Source organism: Streptomyces sp. TRM68416 (assembly GCF_014596915.1).
Taxonomy (GTDB): Bacteria; Actinomycetota; Actinomycetes; order Streptomycetales; family Streptomycetaceae; genus Streptomyces.
The window spans coordinates 13,278-29,998 of the sequence record NZ_JACVWU010000013.1 but is presented as its reverse complement, the minus strand read 5'-3'; the positions used below and the strand labels follow the sequence as shown (position 1 = coordinate 29,998).

Annotated in this window: 14 protein-coding genes; 11 read left to right on the top strand and 3 right to left on the bottom strand. The window is 70.4% G+C overall.

Annotation, left to right across the window (positions count from 1 at the left end):
• Positions 1–74: 74 nt before the first annotated feature.
• A complete protein-coding gene (locus ICC28_RS21220; protein ID WP_223189217.1) occupies positions 75–1,793 on the bottom strand; it encodes a BCCT family transporter in 1,719 nt (572 codons plus the stop codon).
• A 276-nt stretch (positions 1,794–2,069) separates the two neighbouring features.
• On the opposite strand from ICC28_RS21220, the gene ICC28_RS21215 reads away from it, so the two are divergent.
• The 5 genes from ICC28_RS21215 (at position 2,070) to ICC28_RS21195 (ending at position 6,667) form a co-directional block, all read left to right on the top strand.
• Positions 2,070–3,155 carry an S-(hydroxymethyl)mycothiol dehydrogenase gene (locus ICC28_RS21215; RefSeq protein ID WP_188290232.1) on the top strand — a complete coding sequence of 362 codons (1,086 nt, stop codon included), beginning with the start codon at positions 2,070–2,072 and terminating at the stop codon, positions 3,153–3,155.
• Positions 3,155–3,784, top strand: a complete 630-nt coding sequence (locus ICC28_RS21210) for an MBL fold metallo-hydrolase (RefSeq protein ID WP_188290231.1) — start codon at positions 3,155–3,157, stop codon at positions 3,782–3,784. Before ICC28_RS21215 ends, ICC28_RS21210 begins: the two co-directional genes overlap by 1 nt.
• Positions 3,785–3,978: 194 nt before the next feature.
• A complete protein-coding gene (locus ICC28_RS21205) occupies positions 3,979–4,341 on the top strand; it encodes a bifunctional 3-phenylpropionate/cinnamic acid dioxygenase ferredoxin subunit (protein ID WP_188290230.1) in 363 nt (120 codons plus the stop codon).
• Positions 4,338–5,498, top strand: coding sequence for an NAD(P)/FAD-dependent oxidoreductase (locus ICC28_RS21200; protein WP_188290229.1), 1,161 nt, complete (start codon positions 4,338–4,340; stop codon positions 5,496–5,498). Before ICC28_RS21205 ends, ICC28_RS21200 begins: the two co-directional genes overlap by 4 nt.
• Before the next feature lie 38 nt (positions 5,499–5,536).
• Complete coding sequence (locus ICC28_RS21195) at positions 5,537–6,667, top strand: aromatic ring-hydroxylating oxygenase subunit alpha (protein WP_188290228.1); 1,131 nt, start codon at positions 5,537–5,539, stop codon at positions 6,665–6,667.
• A gap of 1 nt (position 6,668) precedes the next feature.
• Here ICC28_RS21195 and ICC28_RS21190 read toward each other — a convergent pair whose 3' ends face one another.
• Positions 6,669–7,415 (bottom strand): IclR family transcriptional regulator, encoded by a 747-nt coding sequence (locus ICC28_RS21190; RefSeq protein WP_188290403.1) that lies wholly within the window; start codon positions 7,413–7,415, stop codon positions 6,669–6,671.
• A 201-nt stretch (positions 7,416–7,616) separates the two neighbouring features.
• Between ICC28_RS21190 and betA the strand changes: the two genes are divergently transcribed.
• Genes betA through ICC28_RS21175 form a run of 3 tightly spaced genes read left to right on the top strand, consistent with a single transcriptional unit; the run spans position 7,617 to position 10,985 of the window.
• Entirely contained in the window at positions 7,617–9,287 is a 1,671-nt protein-coding gene (gene betA, locus ICC28_RS21185; RefSeq protein WP_188290227.1) for a choline dehydrogenase, read from the top strand.
• 3 nt (positions 9,288–9,290) lie between these two features.
• Positions 9,291–10,127, top strand: a complete 837-nt coding sequence (locus ICC28_RS21180) for a methylenetetrahydrofolate reductase (RefSeq protein WP_188290226.1) — start codon at positions 9,291–9,293, stop codon at positions 10,125–10,127.
• A 12-nt stretch (positions 10,128–10,139) separates the two neighbouring features.
• Positions 10,140–10,985, top strand: coding sequence for an alpha/beta fold hydrolase (locus tag ICC28_RS21175; RefSeq protein ID WP_188290225.1), 846 nt, complete (start codon positions 10,140–10,142; stop codon positions 10,983–10,985).
• Positions 10,986–11,045: 60 nt separating this feature from the next.
• Here the strand turns inward: ICC28_RS21175 and purU are convergent, their stop codons facing one another.
• Positions 11,046–11,927 carry a formyltetrahydrofolate deformylase gene (gene purU / locus ICC28_RS21170; RefSeq protein ID WP_188290224.1) on the bottom strand — a complete coding sequence of 294 codons (882 nt, stop codon included), beginning with the start codon at positions 11,925–11,927 and terminating at the stop codon, positions 11,046–11,048.
• A 215-nt stretch (positions 11,928–12,142) separates the two neighbouring features.
• Here purU and ICC28_RS21165 point away from each other — a divergent pair, with 215 nt between their 5' ends.
• From ICC28_RS21165 to ICC28_RS21155, 3 genes are read left to right on the top strand one after another with little or no spacing between them, the layout of a single operon-like run.
• The gene (locus tag ICC28_RS21165) at positions 12,143–13,612 is read left to right on the top strand and encodes an aldehyde dehydrogenase family protein (protein WP_188290223.1); all 1,470 of its coding nucleotides are present in this window, start codon (positions 12,143–12,145) and stop codon (positions 13,610–13,612) included.
• A gap of 20 nt (positions 13,613–13,632) precedes the next feature.
• A complete protein-coding gene (locus tag ICC28_RS21160; protein WP_188290222.1) occupies positions 13,633–14,718 on the top strand; it encodes a glycine betaine/L-proline ABC transporter ATP-binding protein in 1,086 nt (361 codons plus the stop codon).
• Positions 14,718–16,721, top strand: a complete 2,004-nt coding sequence (locus ICC28_RS21155; protein ID WP_188290221.1) for an ABC transporter permease — start codon at positions 14,718–14,720, stop codon at positions 16,719–16,721. Before ICC28_RS21160 ends, ICC28_RS21155 begins: the two co-directional genes overlap by 1 nt.

Sequence of the window (16,721 nt, the reverse complement as noted above, 5' to 3'; positions counted from 1 at the left end):
CGTGGAAACGGGGCCGAAAAAGGAAGTTGGCCTCCTGGAGCGGGCTCCAGGAGGCCAACTGCGATCACCTCCAGCTAGGGGGTGCGCGTGTTCACCGGGTCGTCCTTGGCGACGGCCGCGGATGTTCCGTTCTCCAGGCCCTCCTCGATCGCCGTGACGGCCTTGTCGACGAGCCGGGCCTCCTGTTTTCTGCGCTGCGCGGCCAGCCGGGCGTGGTGTTCGCGGCGGAAGGACTTGGCCGTGGCGACGCACATGCCGATCATCACCAGGCTGAAGGGCAGCGCGGTGATGATCGCCGCCGTCTGCAGGGTGGACAGGGACGACGTGCCCGTGCCGCTGGCGACCAGCAGCGCGACGGCCACGGCCCCCTCCGCGGCGCACCAGAACACGCGGCTCCAGAGGGGCGGTTCCGGGTTGCCGCCGGAGGCGAGCACGTCGACCACGTAGCTGCCGGAGTCGGAGGAGGTGACGAAGAACAGCACGATCAGCAGGAGCGCGCACCCGGCGACGAACGCGCCGCCCGGCAGGGTGTCGAGCAGTTGGAAGAGCGCGCTGTCGGTGCCGACCGCGCCGTCCTCGCCCACCAGGCCGCCGTCGCCGACGGTCTCGCGGTGGATCGCCGAGCCGCCGAAGACGGCGAACCAGAAGAAGGTCAGCAGGGTTGGTACCAGCAGCACGCCCGTGATGAACTCACGCACGGTCCGGCCGCGGGAGATACGGGCGATGAAGACGCCGACGAACGGCGCCCAGGAAATCCACCAGCCCCAGTAGAAGACCGTCCAGCCGCTCACCCAGGCGGTGCCTTCCGCGCCCTGGCTGGAACCGGTGTCGAAGCTCAGCGCGAGCAGGTTCTGCAGATACGCGCCGATGTCGTCCACGAAGCCGTTGAGGAGGAACAGCGTCGGGCCCGTGACGAGCACGAACAGCATCAGCCCGCCGGCCAGGCCCATGTTGATGTTCGACAGCCACTTGATGCCCTTGCCGACACCCGTGACCACGGAGACGGTGGCGAGCAGGGTGATGCCGACGATGAGGGCGATCCGCAGCGGAGTGCCGGTGTCGGTCACCCAGCCCTGGAAGCCGAGCCCGGACGAAATCTGCAGGACACCGAAGCCGAGCGAGGTGGCCACGCCGAAGACCGTGCCGACGATGGCGATCGTGTCGACGGCGTCGCCCCAGGCGCCCTTGACCCGGTCGCCGAAGAGCGGCTCCAGGGCCCAGCGGATCGAGATGGGACGGTTCTTGCGGTGCACGGCATAGGCGACGGCGAGACCGACCACGACGTAGATGGCCCAGGGGTGGATGCCCCAGTGCAGGAACGTCTGGACCATGGCGAACTCGCTCCGCGCGGCGTCGCCCTCGGCCACGCCCGGCCGCGGCGAGACGAAGTGGTTCAACGGCTCGGCCACACCCCAGAAGACGAGCCCGATGCCCATGCCCGCGGCGAACAGCATCGCCAGCCACGAGCCCATGGTGAACTCGGGCCGCTCGTCGTCCTTGCCGAGCTTGATGTCGCCGAAGCGGCCGATGCCGACCCAGAGGGCGAAGATGACGAAGAGGGAGACCAGGGCGGTGTAGTACCAGCCGAGGCCGCTGACGATCTCCTCCTGCACGGTGCTGATGGCGTTCTGCGCGGAGGTCTCGAAGACCGTGGCGTAGACCACGAAGGCGACGATGACGAGCGCGGACGGCCAGAAGACCCGCGGAGCGATCGACGCCAAGGGGGAGCGATGCTCCGCCTTTTCTGGGTCCGAGGTACTGGTCGGCCTGTCGGCCATCCGGGGAGCAGCCATGCTCACATTCCTTCGGTTGTCGGGCTCGGGCGTGATACGTCGGTGTCTCGGGCGCGATGCGGCGGTGTTACGTCAAGAGCCTGTTGCGTAATGAGAAATTGTTCGCTGTTGGCGCAACAGCGAACACGTCTTGGGTCCCTCCGTCAACCCCTCTCGCCAGAGCGTTCCCACTCCTTGACCTCCGGTCGGCACTCCAGGATGCTGTGTTGCGGAACATGAGATGCGTGCCGTAATGAGCAACATCTGATCAGGTCTCACATCAGTCGAGGAGTGGCCATGACGCACCAGGTCCGTGCCGTCGTCGCGCGGGGCAAGGGCGCCCCCGTCAGCCTGGAAACGATCATCGTGCCCGATCCGGGCCCGGGTGAGGCGCTGGTGAAGGTCGAGGCCTGCGGCGTCTGCCACACCGATCTGCACTATCGCGAGGGCGGCATCAACGACGACTTCCCGTTCCTGCTGGGCCACGAGGCCGCGGGCGTCGTGGAGTCGGTGGGGGAGGGGGTCACCGATGTCGCCCCCGGTGACTTCGTCATCCTCAACTGGCGTGCGGTGTGCGGCCAGTGCCGGGCCTGCCGACGCGGCCGGCCCTGGTACTGCTTCGACACCCACAACGCGAAGCAGAGGATGACCCTGCTCGACGGCACCGAACTGGCGCCCGCCCTCGGCATCGGCGCGTTCGCGGAGAAGACGCTGGTCGCGGCCGGACAGTGCACCAAGGTCGACCGTGCCGCGTCCGCGGCCGCCGCCGGACTGCTGGGGTGCGGTGTGATGGCGGGCATCGGCGCCGCCCTCAACACCGGCAACGTCGGCCGGGGCGACACGGTCGCCGTCATCGGCTGCGGCGGTGTCGGGGCCGCGGCGATCACCGGGGCGCATCTGGCGGGCGCCGCCAAGGTCATCGCCGTCGACATCGACGACCGCAAGCTGGCCACCGCCGAGAAGCTGGGCGCGACCCACACCGTCAACTCCAAGGACGTCGACGCGGTCGCGGCGATCCGCGAGCTGACCGACGGCTTCGGCGCCGACGTCGTCATCGAGGCGGTCGGCCGCCCGGAGACGTACCGGCAGGCCTTCTACGCCCGCGACCTCGCCGGCACGGTCGTCCTGGTCGGCGTGCCGACCCCGGAGATGAAGCTGGAGCTGCCGCTGCTGGACGTGTTCGGGCGCGGCGGTGCGCTGAAGTCCTCCTGGTACGGCGACTGCCTGCCCAGCCGCGACTTCCCGATGCTCGTCGACCTCTATCTCCAGGGCCGGCTGGACCTGGACGCCTTCGTCACCGAGACCATCGCGCTGGACGAGGTGGAGAAGGCCTTCGAGCGGATGCACCACGGCGACGTCCTGCGCTCGGTGGTGGTGCTCTGATGGCCGCCCGCATCGAGCACCTCGTCACCTCCGGCACGTTCTCGCTGGACGGCGGCACCTGGGACGTCGACAACAACGTGTGGATCGTCGGCGACGACACCGAGGTGATCGTCATCGACGCCGCGCACGACGCCGACGCCATCGCCGCGGCCGTCGGCGACCGGCGGCTGACCGCCATCGTGTGCACGCACGCCCACAACGACCACATCGACGCCGCGCCCGAACTCGCCACGCGCACGGGCGCCCCGGTCCTCCTTCACCCGGACGACCTGCCGCTGTGGAAGCAGACCCACCCCGACCGGGCGCCGGACGCCGAACTGGCCGACGGCCAGGGCCTCACCGTGGCCGGTATCGAGCTGACCGTGCTGCACACGCCCGGTCACGCCCCGGGCGCGGTCTGCCTGTACGCGCCGGCCCTGGGCGCGCTCTTCAGCGGGGACACGCTGTTCGCCGGCGGGCCCGGGGCGACGGGGAGGTCGTACAGCCACTTCCCGACCATCGTCGAGTCGATCCGGGACCGGCTGCTGACGCTGCCCGGGGAGACCGTCGTACACACCGGGCACGGGGGGACCACGACGGTCGCGGCCGAGGCGCCGCAGCTGCAGGAGTGGATCGACCGCGGTTTCTGACGTGCCCCGAGGGGCGGCACGCGGCGCCCGTTCCGCCTGTTTCCGCAGGTGGTTCGGGCGCTTCGGGGTGCCCGGAGACGGGGTGACCGGCCTGTCCGAACGAGGTCTTTTGACGCCTTGACAACGCTTCTGGACGGCCCCCAGACTGGCGTTGCGCTTACCGCAATCCGTTTCGTTATACGCACCGAGGTGTCATGATGATTCCCGCGTGCCGACTCGTGGATCTCCCGCGAGGCGAGGCCCACCGGCTCGACATCGATCCGCCGGTCTCGGTGTTCCACACCGACGACGGCGAACTCTTCGCCATTGACGACACCTGCACCCACCAGGACGCCTCGCTCGCCGACGGCTGGCTGGAGGGCTGCGAGGTCGAATGCCCGCTGCACGCCTCGAAGTTCGACCTGCGGACCGGCGCGGTCGACGCCCCGCCGGCCAAGCTCCCGGTCCGGACGCACGAGGTCGCGGTCGAGGACGGCATGATCTACGTCAGGCTGTCCACGGCGGCGCCCAACCTGCCGCCCTGCATCGCGGCCCGGCTCGCCGCGGGTCCCGCGTGAGGACCGTCGCCGTGGTCGGCGCCTCGCTGGCCGGCCTCTCGGCGGCACGCTCACTGCGCAAGCAGGGCTACGACGGGCGGCTGGTCGTCATCGGCGACGAACTCCACCGCCCGTACGACAGGCCGCCGTTGTCCAAGGAGTTCCTGGCCGGCACCCTCGGTGAGGCCGACCTCGCCCTGGAGGTCGACGACGAGGACCTGGGGGCCGAGTGGCTGCTCGGCACCCGAGCCGTCGGCCTCGACCACACCGGCCGCGCCGTCCGGCTCGCCGACGGACGTGCGGTGCGCGCCGACGGCTTCGTCCTCGCGACCGGCGCCGCGGCACGCACCCTGCCCGGCTCCGAGGGCCTCGCCGGAGTGCACACCCTGCGCACCCTGGACGACGCCCGTGCCCTGCGGGACGAACTGGCCCGCGGCGGACGGCTGGTGGTGATCGGCGGCGGCTTCATCGGAGCCGAGGTCGCCTCCACCGCGTACGCCCTGGGGCTCGACGTGACCGTCGTCGAGGCGGCACCGACTCCGCTCGCCGGGCCGCTCGGCGCGACCATGGGCGCCCTCGTCTCCGCCCTCCACGCCGACCACGGTGTCCGGCTGGTGTGCGGCGCGGGCGTCAAGGGGCTGAGCGGCGAGACCCGTGTGACCGCCGTCCTGCTGGAGGACGGCCGCAGCATCCCCGCCGACGTCGTCGTGGTCGGCGTGGGCGCCCGCCCGTGCGTGGAGTGGCTGGAAGGCTCCGGCATCGCGCTCGACAACGGCGTCAAGTGCGGCGCGGACGGCCGCACCAGCCTGGCCGGCGTGGTCGCGGTCGGCGACTGCGCCAACTGGTACGACCCGCGCGCGGGCCTCCATCGCCGCGTGGAGCACTGGACCGGCGCGCGCGAGCGCCCCGACGCAGCCGTCGCCGCCCTGCTGGCGCAGGGCGCGGTGGAACCGGGTGTGCCCCGGCCGCCGTACTTCTGGTCCGACCAGTACGGAGTGAAGATCCAGTTCGTCGGTCACGCGTCCGGCGCGGACAGTGTGACCGTCGAGGCGGGCACCGAGGACGGCCGCGACGTCCTGGCCGTCTACCGACGGGCCGGGACCCCGGTCGCCGTGCTCGGGATGAACCAGCCGCGGCTGTTCATGCGCTGGCGCAAGCAGCTCGCCGCCGCGGCGTGACACCTGACCCCTCCACGACGTCCCCCGAGGAGTCCACCGTGACCTCGACCGGCCTGCCGGACAGTCTGATCGCCACCCTCCCCGGCTCCGCCTACACGGATCCGGGGGTCTTCGCCCAGGAGCAGGAGCGCATCTTCGAGGCGATGTGGTTCTGCGTCGCGCGCGCCGCCGACCTGGACAAGCCCGGCGCCTTCCGCACCGTCGACGTCGGCCGGGAGAGCATCCTGGTCACCCGGGCGCGCGACCACTCGATCCGCGCGTACTTCAACGTGTGCCGGCACCGTGGGGCCAGGCTGTGCACCGAGGAGGCGGGCGAGGTCAAGCGGGCCTTCCAGTGCCCGTACCACGCCTGGACCTACGGCCTGGACGGCAAGCTCGTCGCCGCGCCCAACCTCAGCAGGATGCCCGACGTCGGGCGCGCCGAGTACGGCCTGGTGAGCGTGGCCGTGCGGGAGTGGCTCGGGTATGTGTGGGTGTGCCTCGCGGAGAACCCGCCCTCGTTCGAGGAGGAGGTCGTCGGGGACGTCGTCGCGCGGCTGGGGGACGTCGGGTCGATCGAGCGCTACGGCATCGAGGAGCTGTCCGTCGGCCGTCGTATCACCTACGACGTGAAGGCGAACTGGAAGCTGATCATCGAGAACTTCATGGAGTGCTACCACTGCGCCACCATCCATCCCGAACTCACCGAGGTGCTCCCGGAGTTCGCGGACGGGTACGCCGCGCAGTACTACGTCGGCCACGGCGCGGAGTTCGGCCAGGACGTGCGGGGGTTCACCGTGGACGGTTCGGAGGGGCTCGACCGGATACCGGGGGTGGGTGAGGAGCAGGACCGTCGCTATTACGCGATCACTGTGCGGCCGCAGGTGTTCGTCAACCTCGTGCCCGACCATGTGATCTTCCATCGGATGTATCCGGTGGCGGCCGACCGTACGGTGGTCGAGTGCGACTGGCTGTATCTGCCGCACGTGGTGGAGAGCGGCAAGGACGTCAGCCGGTCGGTGGAGCTGTTCGACCGGGTCAACCGGCAGGACTTCGACGCCTGCGAACGCACCCAGCCCGGGATGGGGTCCCGGATGTACGCCAAGGGCGGTGTCCTGGTGCCCAGCGAGCACCACATCGGCGCCTTCCACGACTGGGTGAACGAGCGTCTGGGCACCCCTCGGGGGTGACTCAGCCCAGGTAGCCCAGGCGGTGGCTGATCTCCTGGGCGCCCTTGGTGAGCACCGGGGCGAGCTCGTGCAGGCGCTCCTCGGTGAACCGGTAGGAGGGGCCGGAGGCGCTGAGGGCCGCGACGACCTCGCCGTCCCGGTCGCGGACCGGCGCGGCCATGGCGTGCAGACCGAGCTCGAACTCCTCCAGGGTGAAGGCGTAGCCTCGCTCCCGGGCCTCGGCGAGGTTCTTCTCCAGCTTCGTCTTCGCGGTGATGGTGCGCGGGGTGACCTTCTTCATTCCGGCGTCGGACAGCACCGTCGCGCGCTCGGTCGCGGGCAGGTGGGCCAGCAGGATCTTGCCGCTGGAGGTGGCGTGCAGGGGCGTCAGCTGGCCGACCCAGTTGTGCGCGGTGATCGCGCCCGGACCGCGCACCTGGTACAGGTTGATCGCGTAGTGCTCCTGCATGACGGCGATGTTCACGGTCTCGCCGATCTCCTCGGCGAGCCGCTCGCAGACCGGGCGGCCCTGCTGGGTGATGTCGATACGGCCGGTGACCGCGCCCGCCAGCCGGACGATCCCGAAGCCGAGCCGGTACTTGCCGCGCTCGCCCGCCTGCTCCACCAGACCGCGCGCCTCCAGGGCCCCCAGCAGGCGGAAGGCGGTGGACTTGTGCACCTCGATCTCGCCCGCCACCTCGCTGACGCCCGCCTCGCCACGCTGGGCGAGGATCTCCATGACGCTGATGGCGCGGTCCACCGACTGCACTCCGCCGGCAGGTGAATTCGACGTTTCCGGATCAGTGCTGTAGTTGCTCACAGTGAAACTATACGCGTAGTAAACAACTTTCCTGCAAGTAACGGAGCCGAAACGAGGGTCCCGAAAGTTGTGCCATTCGCAACCTAGTGCGTATGACGCGACGCCGTTAGCATGCCTCGCGTATCTACGGCGCGAGCGAGACGAGGCACCATGGCTCCTGTGCAGTACGACTTCGTCATCGTCGGTGGCGGTTCGGCCGGCAGCGCACTGGCGAACCGGCTCTCCGCCGACCCGGCCCACCGCGTGCTCGTCCTGGAGGCCGGCCGGTCGGACTACCCGTGGGACGTCTTCATCCACATGCCCGCGGCGCTGACCTACCCGATCGGCAGCCGGTTCTACGACTGGAAGTACGAGTCCGAGCCCGAGCCCCACATGGGCGGCCGCCGCGTCTACCACGCGCGCGGCAAGGTACTGGGCGGCTCCAGCAGCATCAACGGCATGATCTTCCAGCGCGGCAACCCCATGGACTACGAGCGCTGGGCCGCCGCCCCGGGCATGGAGAGCTGGGACTACGCGCACTGTCTGCCGTACTTCCGACGCATGGAGAACTGTCTGGCGGCCGACCCGGACGACGAGTTCCGCGGCCACGACGGACCCCTCGTCCTGGAGCGCGGCCCGGCCACCAACCCCCTCTTCGGTGCCTTCCTCAAGGCCACCGAGGAGGCTGGCTACGCCCCCACCGACGACGTCAACGGCTACCGGCAGGAGGGCTTCGCCGCGTTCGACCGCAACGTCCACCGCGGACGCCGCCTGTCGGCCTCGAAGGCGTACCTCCGGCCCGCGATGAAGCGCCGGAACCTCACCGTCACCACACGCGCCCTCGTCACCCGTGTCCTCTTCGAGGGCAAGCGCGCCGTCGGCGTCGAGTTCCGGCGTGGCAAGGGCGCCCTCCAGCAGGTCCGCGCCAAGGAGGTCATCCTCTGCGGCGGAGCCATCAACTCCCCGCAACTCCTCCAGCTCTCCGGCGTCGGCAACGCCGAGGAACTGCGCGCCCTCGGCATCGACGTCGTCCACGACCTGCCGGGCGTCGGCGAGAACATGCAGGACCACCTGGAGGTCTACGTCCAGTACGCCTGCAAGCAGCCCGTCTCCATGCAGCCGTACATGGCGAAGTGGCGCGCCCCCTTCATCGGACTGCAGTGGCTCTTCCGCAAGGGCCCGGCCGCCACCAACCACTTCGAGGCGGGCGGCTTCGCCCGCAGCAACGAGGACGTCGACTACCCCAACCTGATGTTCCACTTCCTGCCGGTCGCGGTCCGCTACGACGGCTCCTCACCCGCCGGCGGCCATGGCTACCAGGTGCACGTCGGGCCCATGTACTCCGACGCCATCGGCTCCGTGAAGATCAAGAGCAGGGACCCGCGCGAGCACCCGGCGCTGCGCTTCAACTACCTCTCCACCGAACAGGACCGCCGCGAGTGGGTCGAGGCGATCCGGGTCGCCCGCAAGCTCCTCAACCAGCCCGCGCTCGCCCCGTACAACGGAGGCGAGGTCTCGCCCGGCCCGCAGGTGGAGACCGACGAGGAGATCCTCGACTGGGTCGCCAAGGAGGGCGAGACCGCCCTGCACCCGTCCTGCACCTGCAAGATGGGCACCGACGACATGGCCGTCGTCGACCCCGGCAGCATGCGGGTGCACGGTCTGGACGGACTGCGCGTCGTGGACGCCTCCGTCATGCCCTACGTCACCAACGGCAACATCTACGCCCCGGTGATGATGATCGCGGAGAAGGCCGCCGACCTGATCCTCGGCAAGGAGCCGCTCGCGCCGTCGAAGGCCGCGTACTACCGCCACCGCGACGCCCAGAAGCAGGCCGGGTAGGCCTTGGGCACCGCGGGGCTGAGGGCGCTGCTGGGCAGCGTCCGCTACGAGGTGCTGCCGACCCGGGCGACCGAGGACAAGGTCCTCGCCCATGTCCCGCGCGACGTCGTCGTCACCGTGACGGCGTCACCGGCCAAGGGCCTGGAACCCACCCTCGACCTCGCCGTCCGGCTCGCCGCGCACGGCTACCGGGTCGTCCCGCACGTGCCCGCGCGGCTGCTGCGGGACGAGGTGCACCTCAAGGAGGTGACCGGCCGGCTGCGCGAGGCGGGCGTGGACGACGTCTTCGTCCCGGCCGGCGACGCCGACCCGCCGGCCGGGGTCTACGAGGGGGCGCTGCCGGTGCTGCGCGGGCTGACCGAACTGGGCGGGCCCTTCGCCCGGGTCGGCGTGACCGGCTACCCCGAGAGTCATCCGCTCATCCACGACGACATCACCGTCCAGGCCATGTGGGACAAGCGCGAGCACGCCACGTACATCGTGAGCAACCTCTGCTTCGATCCGCGGGTGCTGGGGCAGTGGCTCGTTCGTATACGACACCGGGAGGTCACCCTGCCGGTCCACGTGGGCGTCGCGGGCCCCGTGCAGCGGGCGAAGCTGCTGGCGATGGCCACGAAGATCGGCGTGGGGGAGTCGACGCGCTTCCTGACGAAGCACGCCTCCTGGTTCGCGCGTCTCGCGGCCCCCGGCGGGTATGCACCCGAGCGGCTGCTGACCCGCACGCAGGAGGCGCTCACCGCACCCTCGGCGGGCGTGGCCGGTCTGCACCTGTTCACGTTCAACCAGATCGCCGAGACGGAGCGGTGGCGCCGCGCGCTGCTGGACCGGCTGGGCGGCTGAACCGGGAGAAGGATGGCTACGGACACCGACTGGAAGCTGACCCGAACCTTCACCAGCACATCCGGTGACGTCCGCTGGGACCGGCTGGGTCCTCCCGGCCGACCGCCGGTCGTCCTGCTGCACGGCACGCCCTTCTCGTCGTACGTCTGGCGTGCCGTCGCCCGCTCGCTCGCGCGGGACCACGAGGTGTTCGTGTGGGACATGCCCGGCTACGGGACCTCCGAGATGGCGGCCGGGCAGGACGTCTCCCTGGCCGCCCAGGGGCGCGTCTTCGTCGAACTCCTGGGCCACTGGGGGCTCGCGGAACCGCTCGTCGTCGCCCATGACTTCGGCGGGGCCGTGGCCCTGCGGGCCCACCTGCTGCACGGCGCCCGCTACCGGGCCCTCGCCGTGGTGGATCCGGTCGCGCTGGCGCCGTGGGGGTCACCGGCCTTCCGGCTCCTCGGGGAGCACTCGGGGGTCTTCGAGCGGCTGCCGCCCGCGCTCCACCGGGCCCTGGTGCGGGAGTACGTCGCTTCCGCGAGCGGTCCCGGGCTGCACCCGGCGGTCCTCGACCGGCTCGTCGAACCCTGGCTCGGCGACCCCGGCCAGGGGGCCTTCTACCGGCAGATCGCCCAGGCCGACCAGCGCCACACCGACGAGATCCAGGGGCGCTACGGCACGATCGGCATTCCCGTGCTCGTCTGCTGGGGCGAGGACGACACCTGGATCCCGGTGGCCAAGGGGCACGAACTCGCCGGGCTCGTTCCCGGCGCGCGGTTCGAACCGATCGGCGGCGCCGGGCACCTCGTACAGGAGGACGCGCCGGCCGAACTCACCGCCGTACTGGGGGAGTTCCTGCGGCAGCAGCAAGCCTGAAGCGGAACGGGGGTGGGGCCGGGCCGGATTCCGGGCCGGCCCCCTGCGCTCGCGTGTCGCTCAGCGGAAGACCACCGTGCGGTTGCCGTCCACCATCACGCGGCTCTCGCTGTGCCACTTCACCGCGTGCGCGAGGACCTGTGCCTCCACGTCGCGGCCGACGGTGACCAGGTCGCCGGGGTCGAGGGAGTGGTCCACCCGGACCACGTCCTGCTCGATGATCTGGCCCTCGTCCAGGTCCGGGGTCACATAGTGCGCCGTCGCGCCGACGAGCTTCACCCCGCGCTGGTAGGCCTGCTCGTAGGGGCGCGCGCCCTTGAAGCTGGGGAGGAAGGAGTGGTGGATGTTGATGGCACGGCCCTCCAGCTCCTTGCACAGGTCGTCGGAGAGGACCTGCATGTAGCGGGCCAGTACCACCAGGTCGATGCCCAGTTCCCGGACGAGTTCCAGCAGTTGGGCCTCGGCCTCGGGCTTGGTCTCCTTGGTCACCGGGATGTGGTGGAAGGGGATGTCGTACGTCCGCGCGAGCTCCTCGAAGTCCCGGTGGTTGGAGACGATCGCGGGGATCTCGATGTTGAGGGCGCCGGTGCGCCGGCGGAAGAGCAGGTCGTTCAGGCAGTGGCCGAACTTGGACACCATGATCAGGGTCCGGGTCGGCGTGGCCGCGTCGCTCAGGCTCCAGGAGATGCCGTAGGCCTGGGCCACGGGGCCGAAGCGGCAGCGCAGTTGCTCCAGATCGGCCGTCGGGTCGGAGACGTCGAAGTGGACCCGCATGAAGAAGCGGCCCTGGAGCCGGTCGTCGAACTGCTGGCTCTCCAGGATGTTGCCCGAGTTGCGGACGAGGAAGCCGCTCACAGCGTGGACCAGTCCGGCGCTGTTGGGGCAGGAGAGGGTGAGGACGTACTCACGGCCGGAGTGCGGTCGAGGGAACTTGGGGGACACGTTCGGCCTCCGTCGGTGCGTATTGCACAACACGATGAGCGATGCGCAACATGTTCGGCTCGACGAGGGTCTCCGGTCAAGAGAGGAGGGTCAATGGGCCCCTTGCGAAATCGTCATCCGCCAACCCCTTGACGTCTGTCCGGACATTCGCCAGGGTTCCACCACAAGCAATTGGGTGCACAATGCGCAACGACTTCCCTGGAAAGGCTCGGCGCGTGGCAGACCTGTACGTGGACGGCGCATGGCGCAACCCGGTGGCCGGCGGGTACCGGGAGATCCGATGTCCCGCCGACGGGAGGTCTGTCACGACCGTATCGGAAGCGACGCGCGCCGACACCGAGGCGGCGATCTCCGCCGCCCGCCGGGCCTTCGACGAGGGGCCCTGGCCGGGCACCCCCGAGCGGCAGCGGGGCGAACTGCTGCTGCGCACCGCCGACATCATCGAGCGCGACGCCAAGGAGTTCGCCCGCGCGGAGTCCCTGGACACCGGCAAACGGCTGGTGGAGAGCGAGTACGACATCGCCGACGTCGTCTCCTGCTTCCGCTACTACGGCGGCCTCGGCGGCACCGACGCCGGACGGGTGATCGACACCGGGCGCGACGACGCCGTAAGCCGCGTGGTGTACGAGCCGGTCGGCGTGTGCGGGCTCATCACCCCCTGGAACTACCCCTTGCTTCAGGCCAGTTGGAAGGTCGCCCCGGCGCTCCTCGCCGGAAACACGATCGTCCTCAAGCCCAGCGAGCTCACCCCCTCCACCTCGATCCTGCTGATGAAGGCGCTGGAGGAGGCCGGACTCCCGGCCGGCGCCGCCAACCTCGTGCTGGGCGCCGGGCCCGAGGCGGGCGCGCCGCTCTCCGAGGACCCGCGCGTCGACCTGGTCTCCTTCACCGGCGGCGTGGAGACCGGCAAGCGCATCATGGCCACCGCCGCCGCGACCGTGAAGAAGGTGGCGCTGGAACTCGGCGGCAAGAACCCCAACGTGGTCTTCGCCGACGCCGACTTCGAGGCGGCCGTGGACTTCGCCCTCACGGCCGTCTTCCTGCATTCCGGGCAGGTCTGCTCGGCCGGCGCCCGGCTGATCGTCGAGGACTCCCTGCACGACCGCTTCGTCGACGAGGTCGTCCGCCGCGCCCGGCGGATCCGGCTCGGCGGCCCCTTCGACCCCGAGGCCGAGACCGGGGCGCTGATCTCCGCACAGCACCTGGCCAAGGTCGAGGCGTACGTCGCGGCCGGCCTCGCCGAGGGCGCCGTACTGCGCTGCGGCGGCGCACGCCCCGACGACCCCGCCCTGGGACAGGGCCACTTCTATCTGCCGACCGTGCTCGACGAGTGCCGACAGGACATGCGGGTCGTGCACGAGGAGTCGTTCGGACCCGTGCTCACCGTGGAGCGCTTCACCGACGAGGACGACGCCGTACGCATCGCCAACGACACCGAGTACGGGCTCGCCGGAGCCGTCTGGACACAGGACGGCGGCAAGGCCCAGCGGGTCGCCCGGCGACTGCGCCACGGCACTGTGTGGATCAATGACTACCACCCGTACGTGCCGCAAGCGGAATGGGGTGGTTTCGGGCATTCGGGCGTGGGCCGCGAGCTGGGACCGACCGGCCTGAACGAGTACCGGGAGCCCAAGCACATCTGGCAGAACATCCGACCCCGGCCGCAGCACTGGTTCCGCGGCTGAACGCCGAAAGAAGGTCGAACGTGACCACACAGACCGAGGTGCCGCAGCGGCGCGGCACGTCCCAGGACTCGGGCACCACCCCCGTCATCTCCGTGCGCAGGCTGTGGAAGGTGTTCGGACCGAAGGCCGAACAGGTCCCGGACTCCGAGGAGTTGTGCGGGCTCACCCGTCGCGAGCTGATGGACCGCACCGGATGCACCGCGGCCGTACGCGACGTCCACTTCGACGTCTCGCCCGGCGAGGTCTTCGTCGTCATGGGCCTGTCCGGCTCAGGCAAGTCCACGCTGGTGCGCTGTCTGACCCGGCTGATCGAACCCACCGCCGGCGAGGTCGTCTTCGAGGGCGAGGACATCCGCAAGGCGGACGACAAGCGCCTGCGTGAGCTGCGCCGCCGCAAGTTCTCCATGGTCTTCCAGCACTTCGGTCTCCTGCCCCACCGCCGCGTCGTCGAGAACGTGGCGTTCGGGCTGGAGATCCGCGGCATGAGCAGGGCCGAGCGGACCAGGCGCGCCCAGGAGGTCGTCGAGCTGGTCGGGCTCGCGGGCTACGAGAACTCCTTCCCCGACCAGCTGTCCGGCGGCATGCAGCAGCGCGTCGGCCTCGCCCGGGCGCTGGCCGGCGACCCGGACGTGCTCTTCTTCGACGAGCCCTTCTCCGCGCTCGACCCGCTGATCCGGCGCGACATGCAGAACGAGGTCATCCGGCTGCACCGCGAGGTCGGCAAGACCATGGTGTTCATCACCCACGACCTCTCCGAGGCCCTCAAACTGGGCGACCGCATCCTCATCATGCGCGACGGCAAGATGGTCCAGTGCGGCACCGGCGACGAACTCGTGGGCGCCCCGCAGGACGACTACGTGCGCGAGTTCGTCAAGGACGTGCCGCGCGGTGACGTACTGACCCTGCGGTGGATCATGCGCCCGCCCGCCGACGACGATGCCCTGGACGGCCCCGAGCTGGGCCCGGACGTCGTGGTGAAGGAGGCCACCCGGGCGGTGCTCGCGGCCGACAAGCCGGTCAAGGTCGTCGAGAACGGCAAGCTGCTCGGCATCGTCGGGGACGAGGAGATCCTCGCGGTGGTCGCCGGGCAGGAAGGCGGCGCCTGATGACCGCCGTGATGGAGAAACCGGAGCAGACCGAACCCGTCGAGAAACCGGCCGCGCCCGCCAGAACCCCGCGCAAGGTCGGCCGGTCCATGGTCGTCGCCGCCATCCTCGTCGGCTGGCTGCTGCTCTTCGCCCTGCTGCGCGGCAAGCAGACCCTCGCCCTGGCCGCCGCCGACCTCACCGATCTGCACCGGTGGTTCAACGACGTCAACGACTCCATCGGCGCCAACCGCAACTCCAACCCGCTCTTCCTGTACTTCTTCAACGAGATCCGCCTGGTCATCGACTCCGTGGTGACCTTCGTGCAGGAGCTGATCTCGCAGCCCTCCGCCGGCCGGCCCCTCCCGCAGATCGGGTGGCTCGGCGTCGTCGGCATCGCCGGCTATGTCTCCTGGGCCGTGGGCAACTGGCGGGTCGCGCTGCTGGCGGTGGCCGGCTTCACCTTCCTCGGCCTGCAGGGCCTGTGGCAGGAGAGCATGGACACCCTGGCGCTGACCGTCTCGGCCGTCCTCGTGGCACTGCTGTTCGCGATCCCGCTGGGCGTGTGGGCGGGGTTGTCCGACCGGTTCAACCGGATCGTGACGCCCTTCCTGGACTTCATGCAGACGATGCCGACCTTCGTCTATCTGGCCCCGCTCACCCTCTTCTTCCTCATCGGCCCGGCCTCCGCCACCATCGCCACCCTGATCTACGCGGCGCCCCCGACGATCCGCATCACCGCGCACGCCATCCGCTCCGTACCCAGGACGACCGTCGAGGCGGCCGAATCGCTGGGCGCCACCCGACGGCAGTCCCTCACCAAGGTCCTGCTGCCGATGTCCCGGCGGACCCTGGTGATGGGCGTCAACCAGACCATCATGGCCGCCCTGGCCATGGTGACCATCGCCGCCCTGATCGACGCCCCCGGCCTCGGCAAGACGGTCATCCAGGCACTGCAGTCCCTCGACGTCGGGACGGCCTTCAACGCGGGCCTGGCCATCGTCGTCATGGCCATCGTGCTGGACCGGGTGACCACCGCGGCGAGCGGACGCGAGGAGGCGGCCCGGCGTTCGAAGAACCGTTTCCTGGCCTGGCGGCGTCCGCTGCTGGGCGCGGGCGCCGCGGTCACCGCCGTGCTGGTCTACCTCTCCCACACCTATGTGTGGGCGGCGGAGTTCCCCGGCGAGGGGGACACCGGCAGCGCCGTCGCGCGCGGTGCCGACTCCGTGACCACCTGGGCGCAGGACAACCTGTCGGGCCTCACCAACGCCTTCCGCGACGCCCTCACCAACGGGCTGCTCAACCCGTTCCAGACCCTGCTCACCGACTCCCCGTGGTGGCTCGTCGGCGCGGTCCTGGTCGCGCTCGGCACCGTCCTCGGCGGCCGGCGCGCCGGACTGACCACGGTGGTGTGCGTGGGCCTGCTGGTCGGCACCGGCCTGTGGTCGGACAGCATGACCACGATGGCGTCGACCCTGGTCGCCACCGTGCTGGTGATGCTGCTCGGGATCGCCTTCGGGGTGTGGATGGGACGCAGCGCGCTCGTGGACCGGCTGCTGCGGCCCACCCTGGACGCGGCCCAGGTCATGCCGCCGTTCGTCTATCTCGTCCCGTTCCTGGCGCTGTTCGGCGCCACCCGCTTCACGGCGATCGTCGCCGCCGTCGTCTACGCGGCGCCCGTCGCCATCAAGATCGTCGCGGACGGGATACGGAACGTCCCCGCCACCACCGTGGAGGCGGCCACCTCCGCCGGGTGCAACACCTGGCAGATCATCACCAAGGTCCAGCTGCCGATGGCGCGCGGCGCCCTGACGCTCGCCACCAACCAGGGCCTGATCTACGTGCTGTCGATGGTCGTGGTGGGCGGCCTGGTGGGCGCGGGCGCCCTCGGCTACGACGTCGTGGCCGGCTTCTCGCAGGGACAGCTGTACGGGAAGGGGCTGGCCGCCGGGCTCGCCATCGTCCTTCTCGGAGTCATGTTCGACCGGATCACTCAGGCAGCGGCTCGCCGCGCCGGCGCATAA

Coding starts and splice junctions, on each gene's coding strand:
- ICC28_RS21215 (WP_188290232.1), top strand. CDS start 2,070: ATGACGCACCAGGTCCGTGCCGTCGTCGCGCGGGGCAAGGGCGCCCCC.
- ICC28_RS21155 (WP_188290221.1), top strand. CDS start 14,718: ATGACCGCCGTGATGGAGAAACCGGAGCAGACCGAACCCGTCGAGAAA.
- betA (WP_188290227.1), top strand. CDS start 7,617: ATGGCTCCTGTGCAGTACGACTTCGTCATCGTCGGTGGCGGTTCGGCC.
- ICC28_RS21175 (WP_188290225.1), top strand. CDS start 10,140: ATGGCTACGGACACCGACTGGAAGCTGACCCGAACCTTCACCAGCACA.
- ICC28_RS21220 (WP_223189217.1), bottom strand. CDS start 1,793: ATGGCTGCTCCCCGGATGGCCGACAGGCCGACCAGTACCTCGGACCCA.
- ICC28_RS21205 (WP_188290230.1), top strand. CDS start 3,979: ATGATGATTCCCGCGTGCCGACTCGTGGATCTCCCGCGAGGCGAGGCC.
- ICC28_RS21210 (WP_188290231.1), top strand. CDS start 3,155: ATGGCCGCCCGCATCGAGCACCTCGTCACCTCCGGCACGTTCTCGCTG.